Annotated in this window: 25 protein-coding genes and 1 tRNA gene; 9 read left to right on the top strand and 17 right to left on the bottom strand. The window is 62.9% G+C overall.

The genetic code is table 11. The annotated features are described in order from the left end of the window. Positions 1 to 88 precede the first annotated feature (88 nt). The gene (locus tag SS05631_RS04540) at positions 89 to 304 is read right to left on the bottom strand and encodes a hypothetical protein (protein ID WP_037414035.1); all 216 of its coding nucleotides are present in this window, start codon (positions 302 to 304) and stop codon (positions 89 to 91) included. A gap of 195 nt (positions 305 to 499) precedes the next feature. Here SS05631_RS04540 and SS05631_RS04535 point away from each other — a divergent pair. Further along, a tRNA-Pro gene (locus SS05631_RS04535) sits at positions 500 to 576 on the top strand. Positions 577 to 652: 76 nt separating this feature from the next. Here SS05631_RS04535 and SS05631_RS04530 read toward each other — a convergent pair. From SS05631_RS04530 to SS05631_RS04495, 8 genes are all read right to left on the bottom strand, one after another. Next, a complete protein-coding gene (locus SS05631_RS04530) occupies positions 653 to 1,735 on the bottom strand; it encodes a hypothetical protein (protein ID WP_037414034.1) in 1,083 nt (360 codons plus the stop codon). A gap of 133 nt (positions 1,736 to 1,868) precedes the next feature. Continuing rightward, positions 1,869 to 2,231: a YbaN family protein gene (locus SS05631_RS04525; protein WP_037414033.1), complete on the bottom strand. Its 363-nt coding sequence runs from the start codon at positions 2,229 to 2,231 to the stop codon at positions 1,869 to 1,871. Positions 2,232 to 2,469: 238 nt separating this feature from the next. Beyond that, complete coding sequence (locus SS05631_RS04520; RefSeq protein ID WP_037414049.1) at positions 2,470 to 3,000, bottom strand: MerR family transcriptional regulator; 531 nt, start codon at positions 2,998 to 3,000, stop codon at positions 2,470 to 2,472. Positions 3,001 to 3,134: 134 nt separating this feature from the next. Then, positions 3,135 to 3,473 (bottom strand): integration host factor subunit alpha, encoded by a 339-nt coding sequence (locus SS05631_RS04515; RefSeq protein ID WP_037414032.1) that lies wholly within the window; start codon positions 3,471 to 3,473, stop codon positions 3,135 to 3,137. A 91-nt stretch (positions 3,474 to 3,564) separates the two neighbouring features. Beyond that, entirely contained in the window at positions 3,565 to 4,536 is a 972-nt protein-coding gene (locus tag SS05631_RS04510; RefSeq protein ID WP_037414031.1) for a beta-ketoacyl-ACP synthase III, read from the bottom strand. 18 nt (positions 4,537 to 4,554) lie between these two features. Further along, a complete protein-coding gene (gene plsX / locus SS05631_RS04505; protein WP_037414030.1) occupies positions 4,555 to 5,598 on the bottom strand; it encodes a phosphate acyltransferase PlsX in 1,044 nt (347 codons plus the stop codon). Positions 5,599 to 5,796: 198 nt separating this feature from the next. Continuing rightward, positions 5,797 to 6,348: a DUF177 domain-containing protein gene (locus tag SS05631_RS04500; protein ID WP_037414029.1), complete on the bottom strand. Its 552-nt coding sequence runs from the start codon at positions 6,346 to 6,348 to the stop codon at positions 5,797 to 5,799. Between the two features lie 65 nt (positions 6,349 to 6,413). Next, positions 6,414 to 6,953 (bottom strand): ubiquinol-cytochrome C chaperone family protein, encoded by a 540-nt coding sequence (locus tag SS05631_RS04495; protein ID WP_037414027.1) that lies wholly within the window; start codon positions 6,951 to 6,953, stop codon positions 6,414 to 6,416. A 139-nt stretch (positions 6,954 to 7,092) separates the two neighbouring features. On the opposite strand from SS05631_RS04495, the gene SS05631_RS04490 reads away from it, so the two are divergent. Next, positions 7,093 to 7,602, top strand: a complete 510-nt coding sequence (locus tag SS05631_RS04490) for an outer membrane protein assembly factor BamE (protein WP_083853857.1) — start codon at positions 7,093 to 7,095, stop codon at positions 7,600 to 7,602. Between the two features lie 69 nt (positions 7,603 to 7,671). Here the strand turns inward: SS05631_RS04490 and SS05631_RS04485 are convergent, their stop codons facing one another. From SS05631_RS04485 to SS05631_RS04470, 4 genes are all read right to left on the bottom strand, one after another. Further along, positions 7,672 to 9,807 carry a sodium-translocating pyrophosphatase gene (locus SS05631_RS04485; RefSeq protein WP_037414025.1) on the bottom strand — a complete coding sequence of 712 codons (2,136 nt, stop codon included), beginning with the start codon at positions 9,805 to 9,807 and terminating at the stop codon, positions 7,672 to 7,674. Positions 9,808 to 10,008: 201 nt separating this feature from the next. After that, entirely contained in the window at positions 10,009 to 11,238 is a 1,230-nt protein-coding gene (locus SS05631_RS04480; protein WP_037414023.1) for an MFS transporter, read from the bottom strand. A 5-nt stretch (positions 11,239 to 11,243) separates the two neighbouring features. After that, a complete protein-coding gene (gene nusB, locus SS05631_RS04475; RefSeq protein ID WP_037414021.1) occupies positions 11,244 to 11,726 on the bottom strand; it encodes a transcription antitermination factor NusB in 483 nt (160 codons plus the stop codon). Continuing rightward, on the bottom strand, positions 11,723 to 12,184 hold the full coding sequence (locus tag SS05631_RS04470) for a 6,7-dimethyl-8-ribityllumazine synthase (RefSeq protein WP_037414019.1): 462 nt from the start codon (positions 12,182 to 12,184) through the stop codon (positions 11,723 to 11,725). The genes nusB and SS05631_RS04470 overlap by 4 nt, the downstream gene beginning before the upstream one ends. Positions 12,185 to 12,430: 246 nt before the next feature. Here SS05631_RS04470 and SS05631_RS04465 point away from each other — a divergent pair, with 246 nt between their 5' ends. The 7 genes from SS05631_RS04465 (at position 12,431) to SS05631_RS04435 (ending at position 19,341) form a co-directional block, all read left to right on the top strand. After that, positions 12,431 to 12,979 carry a cupin domain-containing protein gene (locus tag SS05631_RS04465; protein WP_037414017.1) on the top strand — a complete coding sequence of 183 codons (549 nt, stop codon included), beginning with the start codon at positions 12,431 to 12,433 and terminating at the stop codon, positions 12,977 to 12,979. Positions 12,980 to 12,981: 2 nt separating this feature from the next. Further along, the gene (locus SS05631_RS04460; protein ID WP_037414016.1) at positions 12,982 to 13,518 is read left to right on the top strand and encodes a GNAT family N-acetyltransferase; all 537 of its coding nucleotides are present in this window, start codon (positions 12,982 to 12,984) and stop codon (positions 13,516 to 13,518) included. 318 nt (positions 13,519 to 13,836) lie between these two features. Then, the gene (locus SS05631_RS04455) at positions 13,837 to 14,187 is read left to right on the top strand and encodes a hypothetical protein (RefSeq protein ID WP_037414014.1); all 351 of its coding nucleotides are present in this window, start codon (positions 13,837 to 13,839) and stop codon (positions 14,185 to 14,187) included. Positions 14,188 to 14,552: 365 nt separating this feature from the next. Further along, positions 14,553 to 15,311, top strand: coding sequence for an AraC family transcriptional regulator (locus SS05631_RS04450; protein ID WP_244412093.1), 759 nt, complete (start codon positions 14,553 to 14,555; stop codon positions 15,309 to 15,311). A 207-nt stretch (positions 15,312 to 15,518) separates the two neighbouring features. Then, on the top strand, positions 15,519 to 16,151 hold the full coding sequence (locus SS05631_RS04445; RefSeq protein ID WP_037414010.1) for a (2Fe-2S)-binding protein: 633 nt from the start codon (positions 15,519 to 15,521) through the stop codon (positions 16,149 to 16,151). Positions 16,152 to 16,153: 2 nt separating this feature from the next. After that, a complete protein-coding gene (locus SS05631_RS04440) occupies positions 16,154 to 17,131 on the top strand; it encodes a xanthine dehydrogenase family protein subunit M (RefSeq protein WP_095677928.1) in 978 nt (325 codons plus the stop codon). Then, positions 17,128 to 19,341 carry a xanthine dehydrogenase family protein molybdopterin-binding subunit gene (locus SS05631_RS04435; protein ID WP_037414005.1) on the top strand — a complete coding sequence of 738 codons (2,214 nt, stop codon included), beginning with the start codon at positions 17,128 to 17,130 and terminating at the stop codon, positions 19,339 to 19,341. The genes SS05631_RS04440 and SS05631_RS04435 overlap by 4 nt, the downstream gene beginning before the upstream one ends. A gap of 25 nt (positions 19,342 to 19,366) precedes the next feature. On the opposite strand, the gene SS05631_RS04430 is transcribed toward SS05631_RS04435, so the two are convergent. From SS05631_RS04430 to glyA, 4 genes are read right to left on the bottom strand one after another with little or no spacing between them, the layout of a single operon-like run. Then, positions 19,367 to 19,987 (bottom strand): riboflavin synthase, encoded by a 621-nt coding sequence (locus SS05631_RS04430; RefSeq protein WP_037414002.1) that lies wholly within the window; start codon positions 19,985 to 19,987, stop codon positions 19,367 to 19,369. Further along, entirely contained in the window at positions 19,972 to 21,177 is a 1,206-nt protein-coding gene (gene ribD, locus SS05631_RS04425; RefSeq protein WP_037413999.1) for a bifunctional diaminohydroxyphosphoribosylaminopyrimidine deaminase/5-amino-6-(5-phosphoribosylamino)uracil reductase RibD, read from the bottom strand. The genes SS05631_RS04430 and ribD overlap by 16 nt, the downstream gene beginning before the upstream one ends. 17 nt (positions 21,178 to 21,194) lie before the next feature. After that, positions 21,195 to 21,668 carry a transcriptional regulator NrdR gene (nrdR, locus tag SS05631_RS04420; protein ID WP_026612571.1) on the bottom strand — a complete coding sequence of 158 codons (474 nt, stop codon included), beginning with the start codon at positions 21,666 to 21,668 and terminating at the stop codon, positions 21,195 to 21,197. Positions 21,669 to 21,680: 12 nt separating this feature from the next. Further along, the gene (gene glyA, locus SS05631_RS04415) at positions 21,681 to 22,976 is read right to left on the bottom strand and encodes a serine hydroxymethyltransferase (protein ID WP_095677927.1); all 1,296 of its coding nucleotides are present in this window, start codon (positions 22,974 to 22,976) and stop codon (positions 21,681 to 21,683) included. Positions 22,977 to 23,125 lie beyond the last annotated feature (149 nt).

Here is a 23,125-nt window from a genome sequence, read left to right as displayed (position 1 = left end):
TCGGCAGATCGCATGTTCGAGTCAAGGCGGAAAGCGGGCCTCGAAGGCAAAGACGCCCGGCGAGACCCGCATTCGCCGCTCTCCTGGCTTATTCTTCGGCGGTCGGTTCGTCTTGCTGCAGCTTCCGCTGCTGCAGGAGAAGCTCGTCGGCCGGCTTGGACTGTTCGGTCTCTGTCACGCTGGCTGTCGTGATCTCCTTGTCCACCGGATCCGCCGAGGCTGTGGTGTTGTGGCCGAGGCACGCGGCTGACGCTGCGGTCGCAGAAAGCGCGAGGGCGGCTGCAAATACGAGGATGCGCTTCATAGGGCTTCTCCTGTTGTTGCAGGCCGTAGTGTATCTGCGCCCCTTGCGCCGACCAAATCACAAAACCGTTCGCTCCACTGCTTTCGGCGGATCCCCAGTTTCTCAACAGCTGCGGAAGGACCGGCGAAATTCCATTTTCCCCTTGCGCCGCTCTTATGTTCCGACTAATGAGAGCGGGCTTGTAACGAAGCGGGTCGGAGCGTAGCGCAGCCCGGTAGCGCACTTGACTGGGGGTCAAGGGGTCGCTGGTTCGAGTCCAGTCGCTCCGACCATTTATTTCCTAAAAATCAAGGCTTAGCCTGTCCCTGCCGCAGTCGCCCGTTGCAAGGACAATGGCTGTCGCGGCCCTCATATCGAACGGATTGCCAGCGAATTCAGCAGCCAAGCCGAGTCGATCGAGATTTCGATGCTGACGTCATTGAGCAGCGCCCAGATACGATCGGCAATGCCGACATAGACCCAGAGTTCGCGGCCGGCCGGGAAGGCCACGTCCGTGAACAGGTTGATGATCCGTCTTTCGCCCGGGAGTGCCTGGACGCGGGTGCCGGGGAAGCTCTCGCCGTCGCCGCGGCAGTCGAGACCGGAAATGAACCATTGGTCGCTGACTTCGTTGGCCGGATCGATGTCGTCCCAGTTCCAGAACACCGCCATCACGAGTCTGCCGCGCGTCGTGGCATGGAAGTCGGACCATCCGAACTCGTCATAGGTCGAGATATGATGGCGGCATACGAGGGCCGTGAGGTCGGCCTTGACCTGCAATATGCCGGTACGAAGTGTCTTGAAGGGAACGAGATAGCCGTTCTCCCGATAGGCGCAGAGGAGGTCCACGTCGGACGCGTCGTCGTTGCGGGCGACGAGCTTGGATCCCATGCGGGCGGCGCAATCGAGATAGGACCTGTTCTCGACGATCGCTCCGTCGCCGGTTGCCTGGTTCTGATCAAGCCGGTCCCAACAGCCGCCGAAATGCGGGTAAAACAGCTTTTCCTTGTCCGGATCGGGAGCGACGTAAACGATCGGCGGCTGGACCAATGCGTCGGCAAGGCTTCCGACCACCGATTCATGGAAGTGAAAGGCACTGTAGCCCTTCACCAGTTGACCGAACTTGTCATAGGCCCGGTCATGCAGCCCCTTGACCGCCTTCAGATCGACCTCGGCGTTTCTCGCCTCGATCAGCGACTTGTATCTTAGTCCGGGCCCGCGGGGATCATCCCGCCTTCCGCCCCGTGCAGCGCTTGTCAGCCTGTCGCGCAATGCGGCCGGAAAGACCTGCCGCCGCTCTTCGCTGAACGACTGCCGCAGCGCATCCAGCCTGTCCACCGTCGCGCGCCACTCGTCCCTCTGACGGCGTTGATAAATCGCCTGAAGCCGATCCAGGACCTCCGGCGCCGACCGATCCGGTCTCGTGCGTTCAATGTGGTCAGCTATTTGCATGGCTTCCTCCCATGGTTGCGAATGCCGGCGCCGCCCGACCCGCGAGAGGTCGGATCGGCCCAGTGTATTTTGCCATGGAGTGCCCGCTTTGCGTGTTACCTTTGGAACCCCGCTTGCGGGCCGGCGGATCCCGTCATTTCCGCGGCTCGGGCCGCGACGCGATGAATGCGCCCAGTGCGAGCATGATCGTCGCAACGACGGACGCAATCGGCATGGAGGGTTGGGCGCGGAGCCAGAAGAATGCGAAACCAAGTGCCATCAGCGACAAGGCACACATCTTTGCCCCACGCGATATCGCACCATCCTCTCGCCAATCGCGCAAAGGCTGCCCAAACAGGGGATGATCGAACAGCCATTGTTCGAGACGCGGAGAGGATCGCGCAAAGAGCCAGGCGGCCAGGAGCAGGAAGGGTGTCGTCGGCAGAAGCGGCAGGAATATGCCGACGACGCCGATGCCGACCATTACCCAGCCGAGGCCGAGAAGAACAGGGCGCATGGAAAGGTACTCGCTTCTCCCTGTCAGGCCATCAACCTGCGGGAGATTTTCTCGGCATCCTGTGGGGTCGGAGCCGGCCTGTCAATGCGAGAGGATTGCTATTGCCGCCGGACCGGTCGCCGCGCAGCCTCGGCCAGCAATTCGCCGACGCCCTAGTGGGAGAAGATCGCCTCTACCTCGGCGCTTTTCTCCGGCTCGGCGAGTGACGACGACGATGCTTTGGTCGGCCGACAACGTGCTATCGCACCTGGTCGAGCAGGCGCTTGCACTCCAAAAGATCGTAAAGCGCTTCCTGCAGCAGCGCCCTGTCCTCCTTGCTGACGGAGGTCTTGCCGATCGAAATCTCCGCATCGTCGCTGCTGGCGCCGAAGGAGAAGAAGCGCCGACTGGCTGGGGCCTTGGGGCGGCCGACGATCTGATCCTCGTCGGTGACGCCGACCTTCGGCGCCGGCGGTTCTTCGTGGCTGGAGGCCGCGAGCGCCTCGACGGTGGCGAGATCGCCGCTCGCGATCGCGGCGACGAACTTGTTGCCATTGGCCTTCAGAAGCTTCTGCACGCCCTTGATCGTATAGCCGTGGTCGTAGAGCAGGTGGCGAATGCCCTTCAGCAGATCGACGTCCTCGGGCCGGTAGTAGCGCCGGCCGCCGCCGCGCTTCATCGGCTTGATCTGCTGGAAACGGGTTTCCCAGAACCGCAACACATGCTGGGGCAGGTCGAGTTCGTCGGCGACCTCGCTTATGGTGCGGAAAGCGTCCGGGCTTTTTTCCATATCGTCCCCATCCCCATATTCATGCGAAGCAAGCAGCCGCATCACTGGACAATTGCGCGATGATCGCACGAATCAGGCCTGTTTCAATGGCTTATGGATGGGTTTTCAACCACATTTGTGATTGTGGCCTTGCCTCAGGAGCCCGCTCCGGCCTGCTTCTGCTTGGCCTTCCGGCTGAGATGCGCCTTCAAGACCCGCTGTTTCAGCACATTGGAGGCCTTGAACGTCATCACCCGGCGCGGCGAGATCGGCACTTCCTCGCCCGTCTTCGGGTTCCGGCCGATGCGCTCGTTCTTGTCGCGGACCTGGAAGGTTGCAAACGAAGACAGCTTCACGCTCTCGCCACGCACGATTGCGTTGCAAATCTCGTCGATGACGGTCTCCACCAATTCGGCAGACTCCGTCCGAGACAAACCGACCTTGCGAAATACCGACTCAGCCAAGTCTGCTCGCGTAACTGTTTTTCCGCTCATCTTCCCCCACCGATGTCTGGCTCGCCGATCAGCGATGAAAGACTATTGCCCTTGCCTTTTTCGGTCAAGCGCCTGCCGTCATTCAATTTTTTTACCAGCGGATGAGAACGGAACCCCAGGTGAAGCCACCACCCATGGCTTCGAGCATCACCAGGTCGCCCTTCTTGATGCGCCCGTCGGAGGCGGCGGCGTCGAGGGCGAGCGGGATGGATGCGGCGGACGTGTTGCCATGCAGATCGACGGTCACCACAACCTTTTCGTTTGGAATGCCGAGCTTCTTCGCCGACCCATCAATGATGCGCCGATTGGCCTGATGCGGCACCAGCCAATCGACGTCCTCGGCCGTCATTCCCGTGGCCTCGAAGGCGGCCTCGATCACGTCGGTGATCATGCCGACCGCATGCTTGAAGACCTCGCGCCCCTCCATACGGAGATGGCCGACGGTGCCGGTCGTCGAGGGGCCGCCGTCGACATAGAGCTTGTCGCCATGAATGCCGTCGGACCGCAATTGCGCCGTCAACACGCCGCGATCGGCATTTGTGCCCTCACCCTTTTGTGCCTCTAGGATGATCGCGCCGGCACCGTCGCCGAAGAGCACGCAGGTGGTGCGGTCCGACCAGTCGAGGATGCGCGAGAAGGTCTCGGCACCGATCACCAGAGCGCGCCTGGCAAGGCCGCCGCGGATATAGGCGTCGGCCGTCGCCACCGCATAGACGAAGCCGGAACAGACCGCCTGCAGGTCGAAGGCCGCCCCGTGGCGCATGCCGAGACGGTTCTGGATATTGACCGCCGTCGCGGGGAAAGTGTTGTCGGGCGTCGAGGTCGCGACGATGATCAGATCGAGATCATCGGCGGTCATGCCCGCCCTCTCGAGCGCCGCGCGCGCCGCTCCCTCGCCGAGCGAGGCGGTCGTTTCGCCCTCGCCGGCAATGTGGCGCTGGCGAATGCCGGTCCGCTGCACGATCCATTCGTCGGACGTCTCGACCTTGGATTCCATTTCCTTATTGGTCATCACTCGCTTCGGCAGCGCTGCACCGAAGCCGCGAACGACAGAACGGATCATCTAATCAAACCTCTTCAATCATGCCGGCGGCAGGGCTTCGGTCGGCTCGGCGCCGTGATAGCGTGCGAGGTCGGCCTCGATCTTGGCCTTCAGGCCGTTCTTCACCATATCGTAGCCGACGTCGATCGCGGCGGCGAAGCCTTCCGCATCGGTGCCGCCGTGGCTCTTGATGACCACGCCGTTGAGCCCGAGGAACACGCCGCCATTAACCTTGCGCGGGTCCATCTTCTCGCGCACCCGATCGAAGGCAGCCTTGGCGAAGACATAGCCGATCTTTGCAAGAAGGGTGCGCGACATGGCGGAGCGCAGATATTCGGCGATCTGGCGGGCCGTGCCCTCGGCCGCCTTCAGCGCGATATTGCCGGAAAAGCCTTCGGTGACGACGACGTCGACGGTGCCGCGACCGATGTCATCGCCCTCGACGAACCCGTAATACTCAATGCCCTCGATATTGGCCTCGCGGATGAGCCTGCCGGCTTCCTTGACCTCCTCCTGGCCCTTGATCTCCTCGACGCCGACATTCAGCAGGCCGACGGAAGGACGTTCGACCTCGAAGAGGGCGCGGGCCATGGCGCCGCCCATCAAGGCGAAATCCATGAGTTGCTGCGCGTCCGCGCCGATCGTCGCGCCGACATCCAGCACGATGCTCTCGCCTTTCAGCGTCGGCCAGATGGCGGCGATCGCCGGACGCTGAATACCTTGCATGGTGCGAAGGCAGAAGACCGACATGGCCATCAGCGCACCCGTATTGCCGGCCGAGACCACCACATCCGCCTCGTCGGCATTGATGGCGTCGATCGCCCTCCACATGCTCGACTTGCCGCGGCCGCGCCGCAGCGCCTGGCTCGGCTTCTCGTCCATGCCGACGGCGATCTCGCAATCGTGAAAAGTGCTGCCTGCCTGAAGCTTCGGGTACTTGGCCAAGAGTTCGGCGCAGCGCGCTTCCTGGCCGAACAGGACGAACTTTATATCCGGGTGACGTTCGAGTGCCCTGGCAGCACCCGGGATGACGACCTCCGGACCATAGTCGCCCCCCATAACGTCAAGTGAAATTCTGACCACGCGTGTCTTATCCCTTCTTCCCGCCACGCGACGCATTCCGCCCCTGCGCAGTCCCTACGCAACGGCGATTCGTCCTTCCCTCTGACACTTGGGCCAGCATGCAGCGTGTCGGCACCACGGCCCCCTCGGCTGAAGTCGGGCCAAAATACTGCTTTTCGTCTGCGTGACAACCGAATTGTAAGCCCGGCCGATTCCGTTTCAATCCTTTTTAAGATCCTTGAGGACCGCGAACGGGTTGGGCCGCTTGTCATCGGCCGCCGAGCTTTCGATGCGCTCGCCGAAGACGGCCCCGTCCTTGCGGGGATAGGGGTCGATCGCAAGCGCCACATGCTCGCTGACGACCACGCCCACGTCGATCGTGTCGCCGGTGAAGGTATCGGGAATGTCCGGACCACCCGGGTCGAGGATCATCTCGCCGCCGTCGTTGTCGGCTTGGCGCGCCAGGCGTGAGCCCTCCGGCACGAAGATCGCCTCAACCGGCTCGGAGATCCCTGCGGTGACGGGCTCGAGCGTGACGACGCAGGTCTGGACGAGTTCGGCCTGCACCTCGCCCTTGATCTTCACGCCATCCTTCTTCCAGCGTCCGATCTGCAAGTCCGCGACCAGCGAACGGACCTCGTTGACCTTCCAAAGTTCCGCCAGCGCCCGCCGCTCGGCGTCGTTGGCGGACAGGCGGACGCTGACCGGATTGGCCGAGATATGCCCTACCCTCACCGGGTAGGAAAGTGCCGGTTTGCTTTCGTGCTTCATGACAAGATCCTTCCTGCAGCGCCGCGTCCTTACCGATGCGCAGATGCCGCTGCGTTGGGGGACGCCTATTGGCTCCCGGCCGGCGGTACGCGCAACTGTCCCGTTTCGACCAGCTCTTCCGGGACTTTCGCGAAGGCGGCCTCTATGGACATCAGGTAGCGCGCCAAGCCTGTCATCGCCGGCGCATCGTCTTGCTGCGGATGAAAGTTGCGCTGCAATGCATTGGCAAGCGCGTGCCTGTCGCCGCCGTCGAGCGCCGTCGCATAGGACTCGAGGCGTCCGTAGAACATGCCGGCGAACTTCTTCATCTTCTTCGGCACGCTGACGTCGCCGACGCCAAGCTCGCGGATCGAGTGGTCGACATCCTCGAAGAAGGCATCGACGATCTCCTGGGCGATTTCCTGGCCGGTGCGGGCCGAGGCGCGGGTCCGACGGAAATAGAGAATTAGGATCGCTGACAACATCTCGAAACGGCCCATCACCGTATCGGGCACATCGAGGTCGGTATAGAGAAACGGCTGGCGCGCCGCCGCGGTCAGAAGGCCATACTGGCGCTCCACAATCGCAATGTTGCCGCTTTTTTTCTTGAACAGTCCAAAAATCATAATAAAGCCCAGCCGTGGCTTTCTCGAATCCGTGGGCACGCGCCCATGACGTTATTGCATGATAGCCGAAGCTGGTTTACCGAAGCAGGCACGAATTGCAATGGCGCATATGCCATCGTTACTCCAAGGGGAGCAGTCGTTGACGAAGCGGTATCTGACAACAAACCTGAAAGTTCTTGGCCGTGCCGTGGTCGTGGCTTCCCTATGCACTGCAGTGCTTGCCGGCTGCCAGGCGGCGAATGTCGGTGAAGTCCTGCACCAGGGCTATGTCGTCGATCAGGAAACCCTCAATCTGGTTCCCGTCGGGTCGAGCCGCGAACAGGTGCTGCTGTCGCTCGGCACCCCCTCGACGACGGCGACCTTCGACAACGAGGTGTTCTACTACATCTCGCAGAAGCGAAAGCGTCCTGTCGCCTTCATGAAGCCCAAGCTGATCGACCAATCGATCCTCGCGGTCTATTTCGACAAGGAAGGCGTCGTCAGCCAGCTTGCTCATTATACGATGAAGGACGGCAAGGTCTTCGACATGCTGTCGCGCACGACGCCGACGGGCGGCAAGGAGACGAGCTTCCTCGGCCAGCTCTTGACCGGCCCAGGTGCCGGACAAGCCGCGGCGCGCAACCTGTTCAAGAACTTCGGCAACAACTGACGGAAATCCCGCTCACGCAAAAGCCCGCGGAACTCAGTTCCGCGGGCTTTTCGTTGAAGGCTGATACCGTCAGGCAAGCACGGCGAGCAGCAACAAGGCTACGATATTGGTGATCTTGATCGCGGGGTTGACGGCCGGACCGGCCGTGTCCTTGTAGGGATCGCCGACGGTGTCGCCGGTGACCGAAGCCTTGTGCGCCTCCGAGCCCTTCATGTGGCGCGTGCCGTTCTTGTCGACGAAGCCGTCCTCGAAGCTCTTCTTCGCATTGTCCCAGGCGCCACCCCCGGAGGTCATCGAGACCGCCACGAACAGGCCGTTGACGATGACACCGAGCAGCGAGGCACCGAGCGCCGCGAAGGCCGAGGCCTTCGAGCCGGAAATCAGCAGCACGCCGAAATAGACGACGATCGGCGCCAGCACCGGCAAGAGCGACGGAATGATCATTTCGCGGATCGCCGCCTTGGTCAGCATGTCGACGGCGCGGCCATAGTCCGGCCGATCCTTGCCTTCCATGATGCCCGGCTTCTCCTTGAATTGACGGCGCACTTCCTCGACGACGGCGCCCCCTGCCCTGCCGACGGCGGTCATGGCAATGCCGCCGAAGAGATAGGGAATGAGACCGCCGAATATCAGGCCGGCGACGACATAGGGGTTCGAAAGGTCGAACGAGATCGTGCCGACGTCGGCGAAGTAGGGATGCTTGTCGCCATTCGCCGCGAAAAACGCCAGATCGTTGGAATAGGCGGCGAACAGCACCAGCGCACCGAGCCCCGCAGAGCCGATGGCGTAGCCTTTGGTCACGGCCTTCGTGGTGTTGCCGACCGCGTCCAGGGCGTCGGTCGACTTACGCACCTCGGGCGGCAGGTGCGACATCTCGGCAATGCCGCCGGCATTGTCGGTGACCGGTCCGAAGGCATCGAGCGCCACGATCATGCCCGCCAGGCCCAGCATGGCGGTGACGGCGATCGCGGTGCCGAAGAGACCGGCGAGCTGATAGGTGGTGATGATGCCGCCGACGATGACGATCGCCGGCAGGGCGGTCGATTCGAGGGACACGGCGAGACCCTGGATGACGTTGGTGCCGTGGCCGGTCACCGAGGCCTGCGCAATCGAGTTCACGGGCCGCTTGTTCGTGCCGGTATAATATTCGGTGATCACGACGATGAGCGCGGTGACGACCAGGCCAATGATGCCGCAGACGAACAGCGCCCAGCCGGTGACGTCCTGACCCGCAACGGTTCCGATCGAGCCCCAGCCGATCGTCAACGACGTCGCTGCGCCGAGGCCGAGGATCGACAGTGCGCCGGTTACGATCAGACCTCGATAGAGCGCCCCCATGATCGAGCCGTTGGTGCCGAGCTTGACGAAGAAGGTGCCGATGATCGATGTGATGATGCAGGCGGCGCAGATCGCCAGCGGATAGGTCATGACCGTCGCGAGCACCGGCGCACCGGCGAAGAAGATCGATGCGAGCACCATGGTCGCCACCACGGAGACCGCATAGGTTTCGAAGAGGTCCGCCGCCATGCCGGCGCAGTCGCCGACATTGTCGCCGACATTGTCGGCGATCGTCGCCGGATTGCGCGGATCGTCTTCGGGAATGCCGGCTTCGACCTTGCCGACGAGGTCGCCGCCGACATCGGCGCCCTTGGTGAAGATGCCGCCGCCGAGACGGGCGAAGATCGAGATCAGCGAGGCGCCGAAGCCAAGTGCGACCAGCGCATCGATAACCTCGCGCTCGGCCGGTTCATGGCCGAGGCCGACGGTGAGAATGAAGTAATAGACCGAGACGCCCAGCAGAGCGAGGCCGGCCACCAGAAGACCGGTGATGGCACCGGATTTGAAAGCAATGTCGAGACCGGAGGCGAGACTGACCGATGCGGCCTGGGCCGTGCGGACATTGGCCCTGACCGAAACATGCATGCCGATGAAGCCGGCCGCGCCCGAGAGCACCGCGCCGATCAGGAACCCGATGGCGGCCGCACTCGAGAGCAGAACCCATGCGGCGATGAAGACGACGACACCGACGATGGCAATGGTTGTGTACTGACGAGCGAGGTAGGCCTGTGCCCCCTCCCTGATAAAACCTGCGATCTCCTGCATGCGGGCATTCCCCTGGTCGGCGGCCATCACCGACTGTGTCGCCCAGATGGCATAGGCCACTGAAAGCAACCCGCATGCGATAACGCCCAACAATATGGTCATTTCGCATTATCCTCCGTTAAAACCCGCGGCCTCAACTCCCTGCCGCCGGCCCCTCTTTTCCGCGAATCGCACGCGCCTCCTCAAGCGGCATGCTCCCACGGCGCGGCCAGAGTGCGGTTGCGAATGTGGATCGTCAAGCCCCTGAAAATGCGAAAACATCGGGGTCGTGAGGCTCATGTTTCCCGGCGAAGGACAGCGACTTCAGGCTGCGGCCCTTTTGCCTGCACGCATCAGGAGAAAGAGAAGCACAAGGCAAAAGCCCGCCACCGGCCAAATGACGGCATTGAGCATGTCCCAGCCGTAGACGGCCAGAACCTTCCCGGAGGCGAAGGACGAGCCGGCAACGGTGGAAAACAGCACGACGTCGTGGAAGCCCTGGACCTTGTCCGCCTCGTGCGGACGGTAGCTCTGGGCGACGATCGCCGTCGCGCCGATGAAGCCGAAGTTCCAGCCAAGCCCGAGGAGAACGAGCGCGCCCCAGAAATTCCAGAGCGCCACGCCTAGATGAGCGACGGCCGCACAGCCCATGAGCAGCAGGAGACCGCAGGCAACGACGCGCTCCGCGCCGAAGCGGCTTATCAGCCAGCCGGTGGCGAAGCTTGGAGCGAACATGGCAAGCACGTGCCATTGGATGCCGAGCGTGGCGAGATCGCTCGAAAAGCCGCAGCCGACGACCATGGCGACCGGAGCGCCGGTCATCATGAAGGTCATCAGCGCATAGGAGGAGATGCCGCAGACCATGCCGGTCAGGAAGCGCTGGCTGCCGGCGATCTCGCGAAGCGGGCGGGCGGGTAGGCCTGCTTGCACAGACGCCGCCGCCGTCGTTTTCGGCAGCCGCAGCGGCATGAAGAAGAAAAGGGCGAAGAGGCAGATGGGGATCAGCGCGACGAAAGCGCCGGCGAACCACACCGGTGCGAAGTAATCGCCGGCGAAGATGACGATCTGCGGTCCAAGCACTGCCGAAAGGATGCCGCCGCCCAGAATCCAGGAAATAGCCTTCGCCTTGTAGAAGGAAGGCGACGCATCCGCGGCGGCGAAACGCAATTTTTGGGTAAAGCCGTTCGAGGAGCCGAGCATGGCGAGGCCGGTGGCGAACAGCCAGAAACTCTCGCGGAACAAAGCCGCGGCGGTAACAATGCCGCCTATCGCGGCAATCACCGCGCCGATCATGAAGGCAAAGCGCCGTTCGACCGTGCGCGACAGGATCGCCACCAGGATGACGCCCATCGCCATGCCGACATTGAAGGTGGTCAGGGGCGCGGTCGCGAGCGACTTGTCGTCGCCGAGCAATTGATGGCCGGCAACGCCGCCGACGGCAAAGCTGATCGGCCCGATGACGCCGAGCAGCGCCTGGGCGACAGTAAGCAAAAGGACGTTGCGGCGGGCTTCGCGAAGGACGGTTCCGATGTCTTCCGAAGCCGCAACAAGCATCAGGGCTATTTCCGCCGCTCGCCGCGGATCTGCTTGGCGATCCTGTCGAGAACGGCATTGACGAGCTTCGGCTCCTCGTCCTCGAAGAAGGCCTTGGCGATCTCGACATATTCGGTGACGATCACCGGCACCGGCACGTCCTTGCGCTCCAGCAATTCGAAGGTGCCGGCGCGCAGGATGGCGCGGACGGTGGAATCGAGCCGCGACAGTGCCCAATCGTCCTGAAGGGCCGATCCGATCAATGGGTCGAGCTTGCGCTGGTCGCGCACGACGCCGGAGACGATCGCGCGGAACCAGGAGGCGTCCGCCTTCAGGTAGGTCTCGCCGTCAAGTTCCTGGCCGAGGCGATGCGCCTCGAACTCGGCAACGATCTCGAGCACGCCGGTTCCGCCGACTTCCATCTGGTAAAGCGCCTGAACGGCCGCAAGACGCGCCGCGCCGCGCTGGTTGACCTGCTTCAGCGGCTGATCCGGGGGTGTGTTCGTCACTGTTCTGCACTCAGCTTGTTTTTCAGTTCGATCATGGTAAGCGCGGCGCGCGCCGCAAAGCCGCCCTTGTCGCCTTCCGACCGGCGGGCCCGCGCCCAGGCCTGCTCCTCATTCTCCACCGTCAGAATGCCATTGCCGAGCGCCAGGCTCTCGCTTACCGCAAGATCCATCAAGGCGCGCGCCGACTCGTTGGCGACGATGTCGAAATGATAGGTTTCTCCGCGGATCACCATGCCGAGCGCGACGAAACCGTCATATTCGGTGCCGCCTTCGTCGGCGCCGTCGAGCGCCATGGCGATGGCCGCGGGGATTTCCAGCGCCCCCGGGACCGTGACGATGTCATAGGTCGCACCGGCTGCGTCGAGCGCATGTTTCGCTCCGTCGAGCATTGCATCCGCCATATCGTCATAGAAGCGCGCTTCCACAATCAAGATGCGGACGGGCTTGGTCTTCGCCATGGATCACCTGTCTTGAAAATATCGGCCGGCCTTGGCCGGCGCAGGCGGCGGTCAAACCACGGCCTGCACAGAATGGCAAGCAAATTCCTCTATCAGGAGGCCATTTGCCGCGCCATGTTCCTCTTTGGACTATCCCGATGACAGTTCCGACATATACTAGCCTTAAAACCTCAAGTATATTGCGGCCGATTCTACAAGGTGAAGCTGTTCATGCTGCGGAAGGCCGCCGCGGCCGGGAGGAGAGCCATGACGGAAGACAGAAAACCGATGGTCAGCCTCAAGGAGCTCGCCCTCGACCATTGGCGCCGCGGCTCCTTCTTCGAATCGCGCGACGCTTCCTTCGGCGCGCTTCTCGGCCGGAAGGAGCTCGGCATCAGCTATGGCGAGGTGCCGCCCGGCAAATCCGGCTGCCCCTTTCACAACCATCATGTCGAGGAAGAACTGTTCGTCATTCTCGAGGGAGAAGGCACGTACCGCTTCGGAACGGAACGCTTTGCCGTCGGGCCCGGCGACGTGCTTGGCGCACCGGCTGGCGGCCGCGAAACAGCCCATCACCTGATCAATACCGGGACGCTGCCGCTCAAATATCTGTCGATCTCCACGATGGCGGCAACGGAAATCTGCGAATATCCCGATTCAGGCAAGTTCCTGGCGAGAACCCGGCGGCCCGGCACGGGCGAGGCTTCGTTCGACTTTATCGGCCGCCCGCATTTCGCTGTCGACTACTGGGACGGGGAGCCCGGGGCTCAGGTTCAAGATCCGATACCATTTCCCCCATCAGCCAAACCGGAGTGAAAATGCATCGTGTGCCCGTGATCGAGACCGAGCGGCTTCTTCTGCGTCCCTACCGTCGGGACGACTTTCCTTCCTACAACGCGCTCTTTTCAGACGAGGAGGTGACACGCTACGCGGGCGGCGTTCCCTACACGCGTGAACAGTCCTGGACGCGCTTCTTGCGTCAGGTCGGCATGTGGCACTATTTCGGCTTCGGCTTCTTCGCCCTCCAGGATAAGGAGAGCGGTGCCTTTATCGGTGAGGCCGGCTTCCATGACCCCCACCGCCAGATCACACCGTCGCTCGAGGGAACGATGGAGATGGGCTGGGCGCTTTCTCCAAAGAGCCATGGCCGCGGCCTTGCGTCGGAGGCCGTCTCCGCCGCGCTGGCCTGGGGCGACCGAGAGTTCCCCGCCCTCAGAAAGACCTGCATCATCGAGCCCGGCAACGAGGCCTCGGTCCGGGTCGCGCTCAAGCACGGCTTCAGGGAATTCTGGCGGACGACCTATCACGGCAGGTCGATGCTCATGTTCGAACGGCGGTGGACGGGCACGGTCTGAAAGCCCACTTCTTCGCCGGCCTCCTCAACTCGGCGAACATGAACAATTTTTAATGATTTTTCAGCGACTTGCGTCATGGAAACGGCCACATTCCGGCCCAGTTTCCTAACCGTTGGCACGGCGCGGCACCCGAGAGCAAAAGGGCAAACGCCGCCTCAACCAGTCGAAACAGTCCAGCACCCCTTCGCTGCGGATGGTCCCACCCGCAAACGGCTTGTGCTGGCCATGCGGAGCTCGTCAGGACGGCTCGGCAATCGTAACGGGTCATGCGTTCGATTGCCGGTCCGGGCAGCAGCCGCGAACCAAAGGAGCGTGACAATGAACCGCTTTGCGACTTTTTCCGTCATCGCCGCCCTCTCCACATTGAGCTTCGGCGGCATCACCTATGCCACCGACGCCAAGATGAACTGGCCGAGCCACATCGACCAAAGCGTTCGCGCCTTCAAGGGCGACAATGTCAGGATCGTCGACGTCGACACGTTGAAGGAGGAGAACCAGACCCGGATGTGGATCGACGAGGCATCGGCGGAGCAACGTGCCGCCCTGCTTGCCGCAGTCGAAGCCAACAAGCCGCTGGCGACCAAGCTGAAGGCGCAAAATGTCGAGATGAACAACATCGCCGGCGCCGAGGAAGCCGCCGACGGCGGCCTGACGATCTACGTACGCTAAGCGAGCACCCGACAGAGCAGGCTAGGCAAGCATGTCCGGTTCTTGCCTGTGGCCCGGCTCTGTGAATGATCCCAGGTCGTTTTTCGACCCGGGATCATTCACGACGCCAGTGCGAAGCTTGACCTCTTACCCCTGCCGTTGGATTTTTCCAGACACTTTCCAATTGTGCAGCGGGCAGAGTATAGTTCGCCAGCAGCTCGACTGCTGAGAGGGGAGCGCCAATGAGTGGAAAGCTTGGGCAGCGCTTGGGCAGGTTCGTGGGGCTGGATCAGCCTCCTACTCTCACCACTCGTTATTTACACTTGGCAGAAATCTCCGGCAGCCGACACTGTTGGGACGGCTCCGAGGCCGCAGCGCCTGTCCGAATGGAAACCAGCAACGGCTACCTGCTTTGTCTTCAGCGGCGCGAACTGCCCGCAATCCCCTATTGGGTAAACGGAAAGCCGGTGTCCATGATGCCGCTAAATCGAGGGCAGTTTCTCTTTCTCGATCTGAACGAGGAGCATGCCTCCGTAACGCGTGGCACCGTGGACTGCGTCTCAATGTACGCGCCGCGTGCAGCGATCCGGCAGTTCGAACACGAGCACGATATGAAGTCGGTGGGCGAGCTTAGAACGGCCAACGGCGTGGCCTTCAGCGATAACGTCATCAGACATCTCGGAGCATGCCTTGCACCTGCATTCGAGCGCCCAGAGACGACGAGCCGCCTTTTTGTCGATTACATCGCTTTGGCGCTGCTCACGCACCTCACCACCCACTATGCAGAGAATCCTGCCGTCGCGCGTCCGATAGGAGGACTGGCACCGTGGCAGGAACGCCGGGCAAAGGAGATGTTACTGGCCCATTTGGACGGAAAGATCGGCCTTGATGAACTCGCCCGCGCCTGTCGGCTCTCGCGCAGTCATTTCGCCCGCGCCTTCAAGGCCACGACAGGATCGTCTCCTCTGCAGTGGCTGCTCGGCCGACGCATAGAACGCGCACAGGAACTCCTTATCAATTCAGACTTGCCAATCGAGCAGATCGCAAGTCGCTGTGGCTTTACGGATCAAAGTCATCTCACCCGCAGTTTTATCAAAGCCATGAATGTAACGCCAGGCCATTGGCGCCGCCTGCGTCTCGCGTAGCAAATCGAGCCTCTGGCTTATGTGCTGCTATCGGCGGTTCTTCGCACCGCTTGGAGACAGCACTCTCATGCAAAAAACAGCACTCCGATCACTGGCAGGCATCAAGGAAACGAATAGCTTTTTCATCCGAAGCCGCGGAGCATCGCGGTCCAGGCCTGCATCTTCATAGGATCGCAGCTGTTTCACGGCATTTCTCAGGAGAATCTGATGATCAATCGGCAGCCACCATCAACCAATGCAGAAGCAGCTTCGCCTCCCTTCCCGGCCATCGTATCGCGCCGGGCGGTGCTGCAAATGGCCGGAGGCGCCGCTTCGCTCGCGACGATTCCCACTGTCGCCGCCCAGCCCGCTCCTCCCCCAGGCCAAACCGGCAATGCACTCGAGCGGGTCCGTTTGGTCGTCAATGGCGATGCACGAGAACTTGAGCTCGATCCTCGTCAGTCGCTGCTTGATGTCCTGCGGGAAACTCTTGACCTGACCGGAACGAAAAAGGGCTGCAACCAGGGCGCCTGTGGTGCCTGCACTGTTCTTCTCAACGGCAGGCGGGTCGTTTCCTGCCTGACGCTGGCCGCCATGCACGACGGCGCCGAGATCACAACAATCGAGGGTCTTTCCAGGGGCGAGGAGCTTCATCCGCTGCAGGCAGCTTTCATCGAGCATGACGGGCTGCAATGCGGCTACTGCACACCCGGCCAGATCATGTCGGGCGTCGGCTGCATCGCGGAAGGCCACGCCGGCTCGCCTGAAGAAATCCAGTTCTGGATGAGCGGCAATATCTGTCGGTGCGGCGCCTACCCCGGCATCGTCGCGGCGGTAGCGGATGCTGCGGAGAGGAGCTGACCATGTTCCCCTTCACTCTCGAGAAGGCGAGGACAGCCGAACAGGCGATTGCCGCCGCCGCGGCGGGCTCCCGCTTTATCGCCGGCGGCACGACCCTCATCGATCTCATGCGCGAGGAGGTGGAGCGCCCCGAACAGCTCATCGATATCAACGCACTTCCCCTGGCGGAAATCCGTGTGGAGAACGACATTCTTGTCATCGGTGCACTCGCTCGCATGGCTGATGTTGCGGCTCACCCGGAGGTGCAAGCCCGGCAGCCGCTCATCGCCGAAAGCCTGATCGAGGGCGCCTCGCCGCAACTCAGGAATATGGCCTCGATCGGCGGCAATTTTCTCCAGCGCGTCCGCTGTCCCTATTTCCGGATGCTCGACGCGCCGTGCAACAAGCGCGATCCGGGTTCGGGCTGCTCGGCAATCGACGGTCTCCATGCGGGCCACGCCATTCTCGGCACGAGCGATCACTGCATTGCAACGCATCCTTCCGACCTCGCGGTCGCTCTTGTCGCTCTCGATGCAACGATGCGGGTCCTTGGTCCGCAGGGGGAGCGCAGCTTTCCGGTGGAGGACCTCTTCCGTCTACCGGGCGACGCGCCGCATCTCGAACACACTTTGCTGCCCGGCGAACTCATCATTGACGTGCAGGTCCCAGCGGGCGCCTATAGCCGTCGCGCGCGCTATCTGAAAGTGCGCGATCGGGCTTCGTACGAATTCGCGCTCGTCTCGGCAGCGGTCGCACTGGACATTGAGGGCGGCCAAATCCGCCAAGCGCGGATTGCCACAGGCGGCGTGGGGACACGGCCGTGGCGGATGCGCGCCGTGGAGGAGGCGCTGGCGGGTAAGCCGCCACAGCGCCAGGCGTTCGAGGCGGCCGCCCTACTGGCGGTGCAAGAGGCACGGCCGCTGAGAGACAACCACTATAAGGTCGAGCTCTTGCCGCGGACGATCGTCCGGGCACTTGAATTGGCAGGAGAAGTCGCATGACAACGAGCGTCATCGGAAAACCGCTGCCGCGAGTGGACGGACGCGCCAAGGTCACCGGGGATGCGCGCTACGCCGCGGATTTCAATCAGCCGGGCCAGGTCTATGCGGTGATCGTCAGCGCCACTGCCGGCCTTGGCCGCATCGCCGGTGTCGACAGCGCCATGGTGGAGTCCATGCCCGGCGTCATTGCGGTAATCACGCATCGGAACGCACCACGCCTGCCCTATGGCGAGCATAAGAGCTACATCGACCCGGCTGTCGGCGAGCGGCTGCATGTGCTGCAGGACGACCGCGTACGCTTTTACGGTCAACCCGTGGCGATCGTCGTTGCCGACACGCTCGACCGGGCCGAACGGGCCGCCTCAGCGTTGAAGGTCACCTACGAAGCGGAACGGCCGATCGTTGATCCGTCAGACCCGGCAGTGGAAGCGATCGCCCCGGCAGCAGGACACGCGGACACTTCACGCGGCAACGCCGACGCGATGCTGGCCAGCGCACCCGTAAAGGTCGACGAAACCTATGACATCGCACGGGAGAACCACAACCCGATGGAGCCGCATGCGACGATCGCTGCCTGGAGCGGCGATCGTCTGACGCTTTGGAGCAAGAGCCAGTTCGTCGTTAATGAACAGGCGGAGATCGCGGCAATATTCGGCATTCCTCCCGAAAACGTGCAGGTGGTCTGTCCTTTCATCGGCGGCGCCTTCGGCACGAGCCTCAGGACATGGCCGCATGTAACGCTTGCTGCCATGGCCGCGCGGCAGACCGGGCGGGCCATCAAGCTCGTGCTGACGCGCAAGCAGATGTTCTTCACCACCGGTCACCGCCCGCGCACCCTTCAGCGGATCGCAATCGGCGCAAACGCGGACGGCAGGCTGACAAGCCTCATCCATGAAGGCGCTGGCGAAACCAGCCGCTACGAACAGTTCATCGAGGCGCTCACCAGCGCCAGCGGCTACATGTATTCCTGCCCGAACGTGCGTACGCGGTACAGACTGCAGCAGCTCGACATCAGCACGCCGAACCATATGCGTGGACCGGGCGAGGCGAGCGGCATCTTTGCGCTCGAATGTGCATTGGATGAACTATCCTACAGCCTCGGGCTCGATCCCATCGAACTGCGGCGGCGAAACGAACCTGAGATCGACGAGAGCGAGAACAAGCCCTTCTCCAGCCGCTCGCTGATGCAATGCTACGACCTCGCCGCCGGTCGCATTGGCTGGTCACATCGCACTCCGGAGCCGCGCTCGATGCGCGACGGGCGCCTCATGATCGGCATGGGGGTGGCCTCGGCCACCTATCCAGCCTACCACGCGCCGTCCAGCGCACGCGTGCGCCTGCTCCCTGACGGCACCGCCGAAGTCGCGGTCGCGGCGAGCGATATGGGTCCCGGGACCTATACATCGATGACGCAGGTCGCGTCCGAAACGCTCGGCCTGCCGGTAGAGCAGGTGCGCTTCAGCCTTGGCCGCTCGGATTATCCGCCTGCGCCCTCCCACGGAGGCTCATGGACCATGGCGTCCGTCGGCTCGGCAATTCGCGCCGCCTGCATCGCGGTGCAGGAGAAAACTGCACAACAGGCTGTTGCCGACCAGCGCCTGCCGGTCTTCGGAGCGGCGCTCGATGCGATCGAGTGGACCGGAGGCCGGCTGCGTCGTCGTGGCGACCCGTCGCCCGGCCAGTCTTATGGAGATGTCGTGTTGAGCCTCGGGAAGCCGATCGAGGCGGAGGCGTCTGCGCAGCGTGATCCGGACGTTGCCGAACGCTATTCGATGCATTCCTTCGGAGCCGTGTTTGTCGAGGTCGCCGTCGATCCGGACGTCGGGACAATCCGCGTGCGCCGCGCGGTCGGCGCATACGGTATCGGCCGCGTCGTCAATCCGCGCCTCGCAGCAAGCCAGTGCACCGGCGGCATGATTGGCGGCATCGGCATGGCGCTGATGGAGCGAACCGTCCTCGATCCGCGCGACGGGCGCCCGGTCAACGCCCACATGGCCGACTATCTCGTGCCCGTAAATCTGGATATCCCGAAGCTGGAGGCGCATTTCGTCGAAGAACTCGACCCGCACGTCAATCCGCTCGGCGTCAAAGGGCTTGGCGAGATCGCGCTCGTCGGCATGGCCCCGGCGATTGCCAATGCGGTCTTCCACGCGACCGGCAAGCGCGTGCGCACCCTGCCGATCCGAATAGAGGACGTGCTGACCGTTTAGATCAGATGGCTCCGCCAGTCGACCATCATTCCCCCTTCGGAGCGGGAAACTCGGCAAGCCGGGCCGCATAGCGCGCCATCGTATCGACCTCGAAATTGACGAAATCGCCGGCCTGGCGTTCACCCCAGGTGGTGACCTCGAGCGAATGGCGGATCAACAGCACGTCGAACTCGGCGCCATCGACCCGATTGACCGTCAGCGACGTCCCGTCGAGCGCCACCGACCCTTTTGGCGCGACGAAGCGGGCGAGATGTTCCGGTGCCCGGAGCCGGAAGCGCACCGCATCGCCCTCCGCCTCGACGGCGAGGATTTCCGCCTGGCCGTCCACATGGCCGGAGACGATATGCCCGCCGAGCTCGTCGCCAATCTTCAGCGAGCGCTCGAGATTGATACGCGTCCCCTCCTGCCAGCCGGAAATGGTCGTCAGTCTCAGGGCCTCCTCCCAGGCCTCGACCTCGAACCAGCGCTCGTTGCTGCCGGTCTCCGGCAGTGCCGTCACCGTCAGGCACACGCCGGCATGGGCGATCGAGGCGCCCATGTCGATCGTCTTCGGATCATAATTGGTGGCGACGCGAAGCTTGAGGCCCTCTTTGAGCGCCGTGATCTTCGCCACCGTACCGATATCGGTGATTATGCCTGTGAACATGCGGTATCTCTTTCGTAATCGTCGAAAATATCATCGCCGTAACGGGCGCTGCGCTTGAGCGAGAACCCCGCGGGTACGGTCGTCCGATCAAATGGGGATCGAATGCCGCCTTCGCCAATGGCCGACGGACCCGAATAGAGCAGGATGCGATCGACGAGATCCGCATCGAGAAATTGCCGCGCCGCCCGCGCCCCGCCTTCCACCAGAAGCGAGGAAATGCCGCGCGAGGCAAGGGCGGTCAACAGATCGGAGACGGTATCGGCGTTCAGCACCTCCACGCCCGCGGCTTCGAGAGCCGCGCGGCGGATAGCCGTATCACCCCCTCTCCCCGCGAACGGGGCCGGGGTCAGGGGCAATGGAGCAAGTTCGACCTGGCCCTCATCCGCCCTTGGGGCACCTTCTCCGCGCTCGCGGGGAGAAGGAAGGCCGGCGTCACCTGCGACGATGATCAGTGGAACTTGCCGCGCCGAGCGCACGAGCTTGGAGTTCAACGGCAGATCGAGACGGCGATCAAGGACGATCCGCACTGGCGAGCGCTCTTCAAGCCCGGGCAACCGCACCGTGAGTTCCGGATCGTCGGCATTTGCCGTGCCGACCCCGACGAGGATCGCATCGGTCTCGGCTCGTAATACCTGGACCTGGGCGCGCGAGACCGAACCGGTGATCCTCACCTGCCCTTCGCCCTTTCGGCCGATCATGCCGTCGGCGGAAACTGCAAGCTTCAGAGTCACATATGGGCGTTTCATGCGCTGGCGCATGAGGTAGGCCTTTAGGACGCGCTCGCCTTGCTCATGGAGAACGCCGATGTCGACATCGATGCCGGCGTCGCGCAGCATCACCACCCCGCGGCCGGCGACCCGCTCGTCGGGATCGACAAGGCAGACGACAACGCGAGCAACGCCCGAGGCAATCAGCGCATCGGCGCAGGGCGGCGTCCTGCCGTGATGCGAACAGGGCTCGAGGGTGACATAGGCGGTCGCTCCCCTCGCCTGCTCGCCGGCATCGGCGAGCGCCTGCGTCTCGGCATGGGGTCGTCCGCCCGACGCCGTCACGGCCCGCCCGACGATCGTTCCGTCCTTGACGACAAGGCAAGCGACGGCAGGATTTGTGGAGGTCAGACCAAGATTGCGGCGGGCGAGGCGCAGCGCCGCCGCCATGAATCTCTCGTCCTCACGCGTCGGCCCACCCATGCGCTTCTCCGCCAGAGCTACTCGCTCGGATCTCGCGCGATCTTGGCGCTGATCTCGGCAATGACCTTTTCGAAGTCCTCTGCGTGCGAGAAATCCCGATAGACGGAGGCGTAGCGCACGAAGGCGACGTCATCGAGGCTCTTGAGGGCCTCGAGCACCTGGAGACCGATTTCTTCCGAGGGGATCTCGGTTTCGCCGGAGCTTTCGAGACGGCGGACGATGCCGGATACCGCCCGCTCGATACGATCGCGATCGACCGGGCGCTTGCGCAGCGCGATCTCGAAGGAGCGCAAGAGCTTGTCCCGGTCGAAAGGCACCTTCCGACCGGTCTTCTTGATGATCATCAGCTCACGCAACTGCACCCGCTCGAAGGTCGTGAACCGGCCGCCGCAGTCTGGGCAGATGCGGCGGCGGCGAATGGCATTCCCGTCCTCGGCCGGACGGGAATCCTTCACCTGGCTGTCTTCAGAACCGCAATAGGGGCAGCGCATGCAACCTTCCGATCACATGTAGCCGTACATCGGGAAGCGGTCGGTAAGCTTCACCACCTTTTCGCGGACGGCGGCTTCGACGGCGGCATTGCCCTCGTCGGAGTTTGCGGCCTTGAGGCCGTCAAGCACTTCGACGATCAATTCGCCGATTTCCTTGAATTCCGCCTCCTTGAAGCCGCGCGTCGTGCCGGCCGGCGCGCCGAGGCGAACGCCCGAGGTGACGAAGGGCTTTTCCGGGTCGAAGGGGATGCCGTTCTTGTTGCAGGTGATGTAGCCGCGACCGAGCGCCGCCTCGGCACGCTTGCCCGTGGCATTCTTCTTGCGCAGGTCGACGAGCATCAGGTGGTTATCGGTGCCGCCGGAAACGATGTCGAGGCCATTGGCCTTCAGCGTTTCGGCGAGCGTACGCGCATTCTTGACGATCTGAGCCGCATAGTCCTTGAAGGAAGGCTGCAGCGCCTCGCCGAACGCAACGGCCTTGGCGGCAATCACATGCATCAGCGGACCGCCCTGCAGGCCCGGGAAGACGGCCGAGTTGATCTTCTTGGCGATGTCCTCGTCATTGGTGAGGATCATGCCGCCGCGCGGGCCGCGCAGCGACTTGTGCGTCGTGGTCGTCGCGACGTGGCAGTGCGGGAACGGCGAAGGATGCTGGCCGCCGGCGACGAGGCCAGCAATATGGGCCATGTCGACCATCAGCCAGGCGCCGATTTCATCGGCGATCTCGCGGAAGCGCTTCCAGTCCCAGATGCGCGAATAGGCGGTGCCGCCGGCGATGATCAGCTTCGGCTTGTGCTGGCGGGCCTTCTCGGCGAGGTCGTCCATGTCGAGCAGGTGATCGTCTTCGCGCACGCCGTAGGAAACGACATTGAACCACTTGCCCGACATGTTGACGGGCGAACCATGGGTCAGGTGACCGCCGGAGTTGAGGTCGAGACCCATGAACGTATCGCCCGGCTGCAGGAGCGCCAGGAACACCGCCTGGTTCATCTGCGAACCGGAATTGGGCTGCACGTTGGCGAAATTGACGCCGAACAGCTTCTTGGCACGATCGATCGCCAGTTCCTCGGCGATGTCGACATATTGGCAGCCGCCGTAATAGCGCTTGCCCGGATAGCCCTCGGCATATTTGTTGGTCATGATCGAGCCCTGCGCCTCGAGCACGGCGCGCGACACGATGTTCTCGGAGGCAATCAGCTCAATCTCATGGCGCTGGCGGCCCAGCTCCTTCTCGATCGCACCGAAGATTTCCGGATCGCTATCGGCGAGAGAGCGGGTGAAGAAGGCGTCATTGGTCTGTGGAAGCATGGGCTCGCGGCTCCTCTCAAGGGTGGCTGTTCCTTTAGCTTCCTCGCACGCCGAGAGCAATATCCGCTGTGCGGTTTGCGTCATTTCCACGATCCGCCGCGCCCAAACACCGCTGGCGCCAATCATGCAAAAGGCCGCGCATCCTGGAG

The sequence above is a fragment of the Sinorhizobium sp. CCBAU 05631 genome, assembly GCF_002288505.1.
GTDB lineage: Bacteria > Pseudomonadota > Alphaproteobacteria > Rhizobiales > Rhizobiaceae > Sinorhizobium > Sinorhizobium fredii_C.
Note: the sequence above shows the minus strand (reverse complement) of the source record. Positions and strands in the feature narration are given on the sequence as shown.

Excerpts from the sequence above, each read along its gene's own strand:
- SS05631_RS04540 (WP_037414035.1), bottom strand. The coding sequence starts at position 304 with ATGAAGCGCATCCTCGTATTTGCAGCCGCCCTCGCGCTTTCTGCGACC.
- SS05631_RS04530 (WP_037414034.1), bottom strand. The coding sequence starts at position 1,735 with ATGCAAATAGCTGACCACATTGAACGCACGAGACCGGATCGGTCGGCG.
- SS05631_RS04525 (WP_037414033.1), bottom strand. The coding sequence starts at position 2,231 with ATGCGCCCTGTTCTTCTCGGCCTCGGCTGGGTAATGGTCGGCATCGGC.
- SS05631_RS04520 (WP_037414049.1), bottom strand. The coding sequence starts at position 3,000 with ATGGAAAAAAGCCCGGACGCTTTCCGCACCATAAGCGAGGTCGCCGAC.
- SS05631_RS04515 (WP_037414032.1), bottom strand. The coding sequence starts at position 3,473 with ATGAGCGGAAAAACAGTTACGCGAGCAGACTTGGCTGAGTCGGTATTT.
- SS05631_RS04510 (WP_037414031.1), bottom strand. The coding sequence starts at position 4,536 with ATGATCCGTTCTGTCGTTCGCGGCTTCGGTGCAGCGCTGCCGAAGCGA.
- SS05631_RS04500 (WP_037414029.1), bottom strand. The coding sequence starts at position 6,348 with ATGAAGCACGAAAGCAAACCGGCACTTTCCTACCCGGTGAGGGTAGGG.
- SS05631_RS04495 (WP_037414027.1), bottom strand. The coding sequence starts at position 6,953 with ATGATTTTTGGACTGTTCAAGAAAAAAAGCGGCAACATTGCGATTGTG.
- SS05631_RS04485 (WP_037414025.1), bottom strand. The coding sequence starts at position 9,807 with ATGACCATATTGTTGGGCGTTATCGCATGCGGGTTGCTTTCAGTGGCC.
- SS05631_RS04480 (WP_037414023.1), bottom strand. The coding sequence starts at position 11,238 with ATGCTTGTTGCGGCTTCGGAAGACATCGGAACCGTCCTTCGCGAAGCC.
- SS05631_RS04470 (WP_037414019.1), bottom strand. The coding sequence starts at position 12,184 with ATGGCGAAGACCAAGCCCGTCCGCATCTTGATTGTGGAAGCGCGCTTC.
- SS05631_RS04465 (WP_037414017.1), top strand. The coding sequence starts at position 12,431 with ATGACGGAAGACAGAAAACCGATGGTCAGCCTCAAGGAGCTCGCCCTC.
- SS05631_RS04460 (WP_037414016.1), top strand. The coding sequence starts at position 12,982 with ATGCATCGTGTGCCCGTGATCGAGACCGAGCGGCTTCTTCTGCGTCCC.
- SS05631_RS04455 (WP_037414014.1), top strand. The coding sequence starts at position 13,837 with ATGAACCGCTTTGCGACTTTTTCCGTCATCGCCGCCCTCTCCACATTG.
- SS05631_RS04450 (WP_244412093.1), top strand. The coding sequence starts at position 14,553 with ATGGAAACCAGCAACGGCTACCTGCTTTGTCTTCAGCGGCGCGAACTG.
- SS05631_RS04445 (WP_037414010.1), top strand. The coding sequence starts at position 15,519 with ATGATCAATCGGCAGCCACCATCAACCAATGCAGAAGCAGCTTCGCCT.
- SS05631_RS04440 (WP_095677928.1), top strand. The coding sequence starts at position 16,154 with ATGTTCCCCTTCACTCTCGAGAAGGCGAGGACAGCCGAACAGGCGATT.
- SS05631_RS04435 (WP_037414005.1), top strand. The coding sequence starts at position 17,128 with ATGACAACGAGCGTCATCGGAAAACCGCTGCCGCGAGTGGACGGACGC.
- SS05631_RS04430 (WP_037414002.1), bottom strand. The coding sequence starts at position 19,987 with ATGTTCACAGGCATAATCACCGATATCGGTACGGTGGCGAAGATCACG.
- ribD (WP_037413999.1), bottom strand. The coding sequence starts at position 21,177 with ATGGGTGGGCCGACGCGTGAGGACGAGAGATTCATGGCGGCGGCGCTG.
- nrdR (WP_026612571.1), bottom strand. The coding sequence starts at position 21,668 with ATGCGCTGCCCCTATTGCGGTTCTGAAGACAGCCAGGTGAAGGATTCC.
- glyA (WP_095677927.1), bottom strand. The coding sequence starts at position 22,976 with ATGCTTCCACAGACCAATGACGCCTTCTTCACCCGCTCTCTCGCCGAT.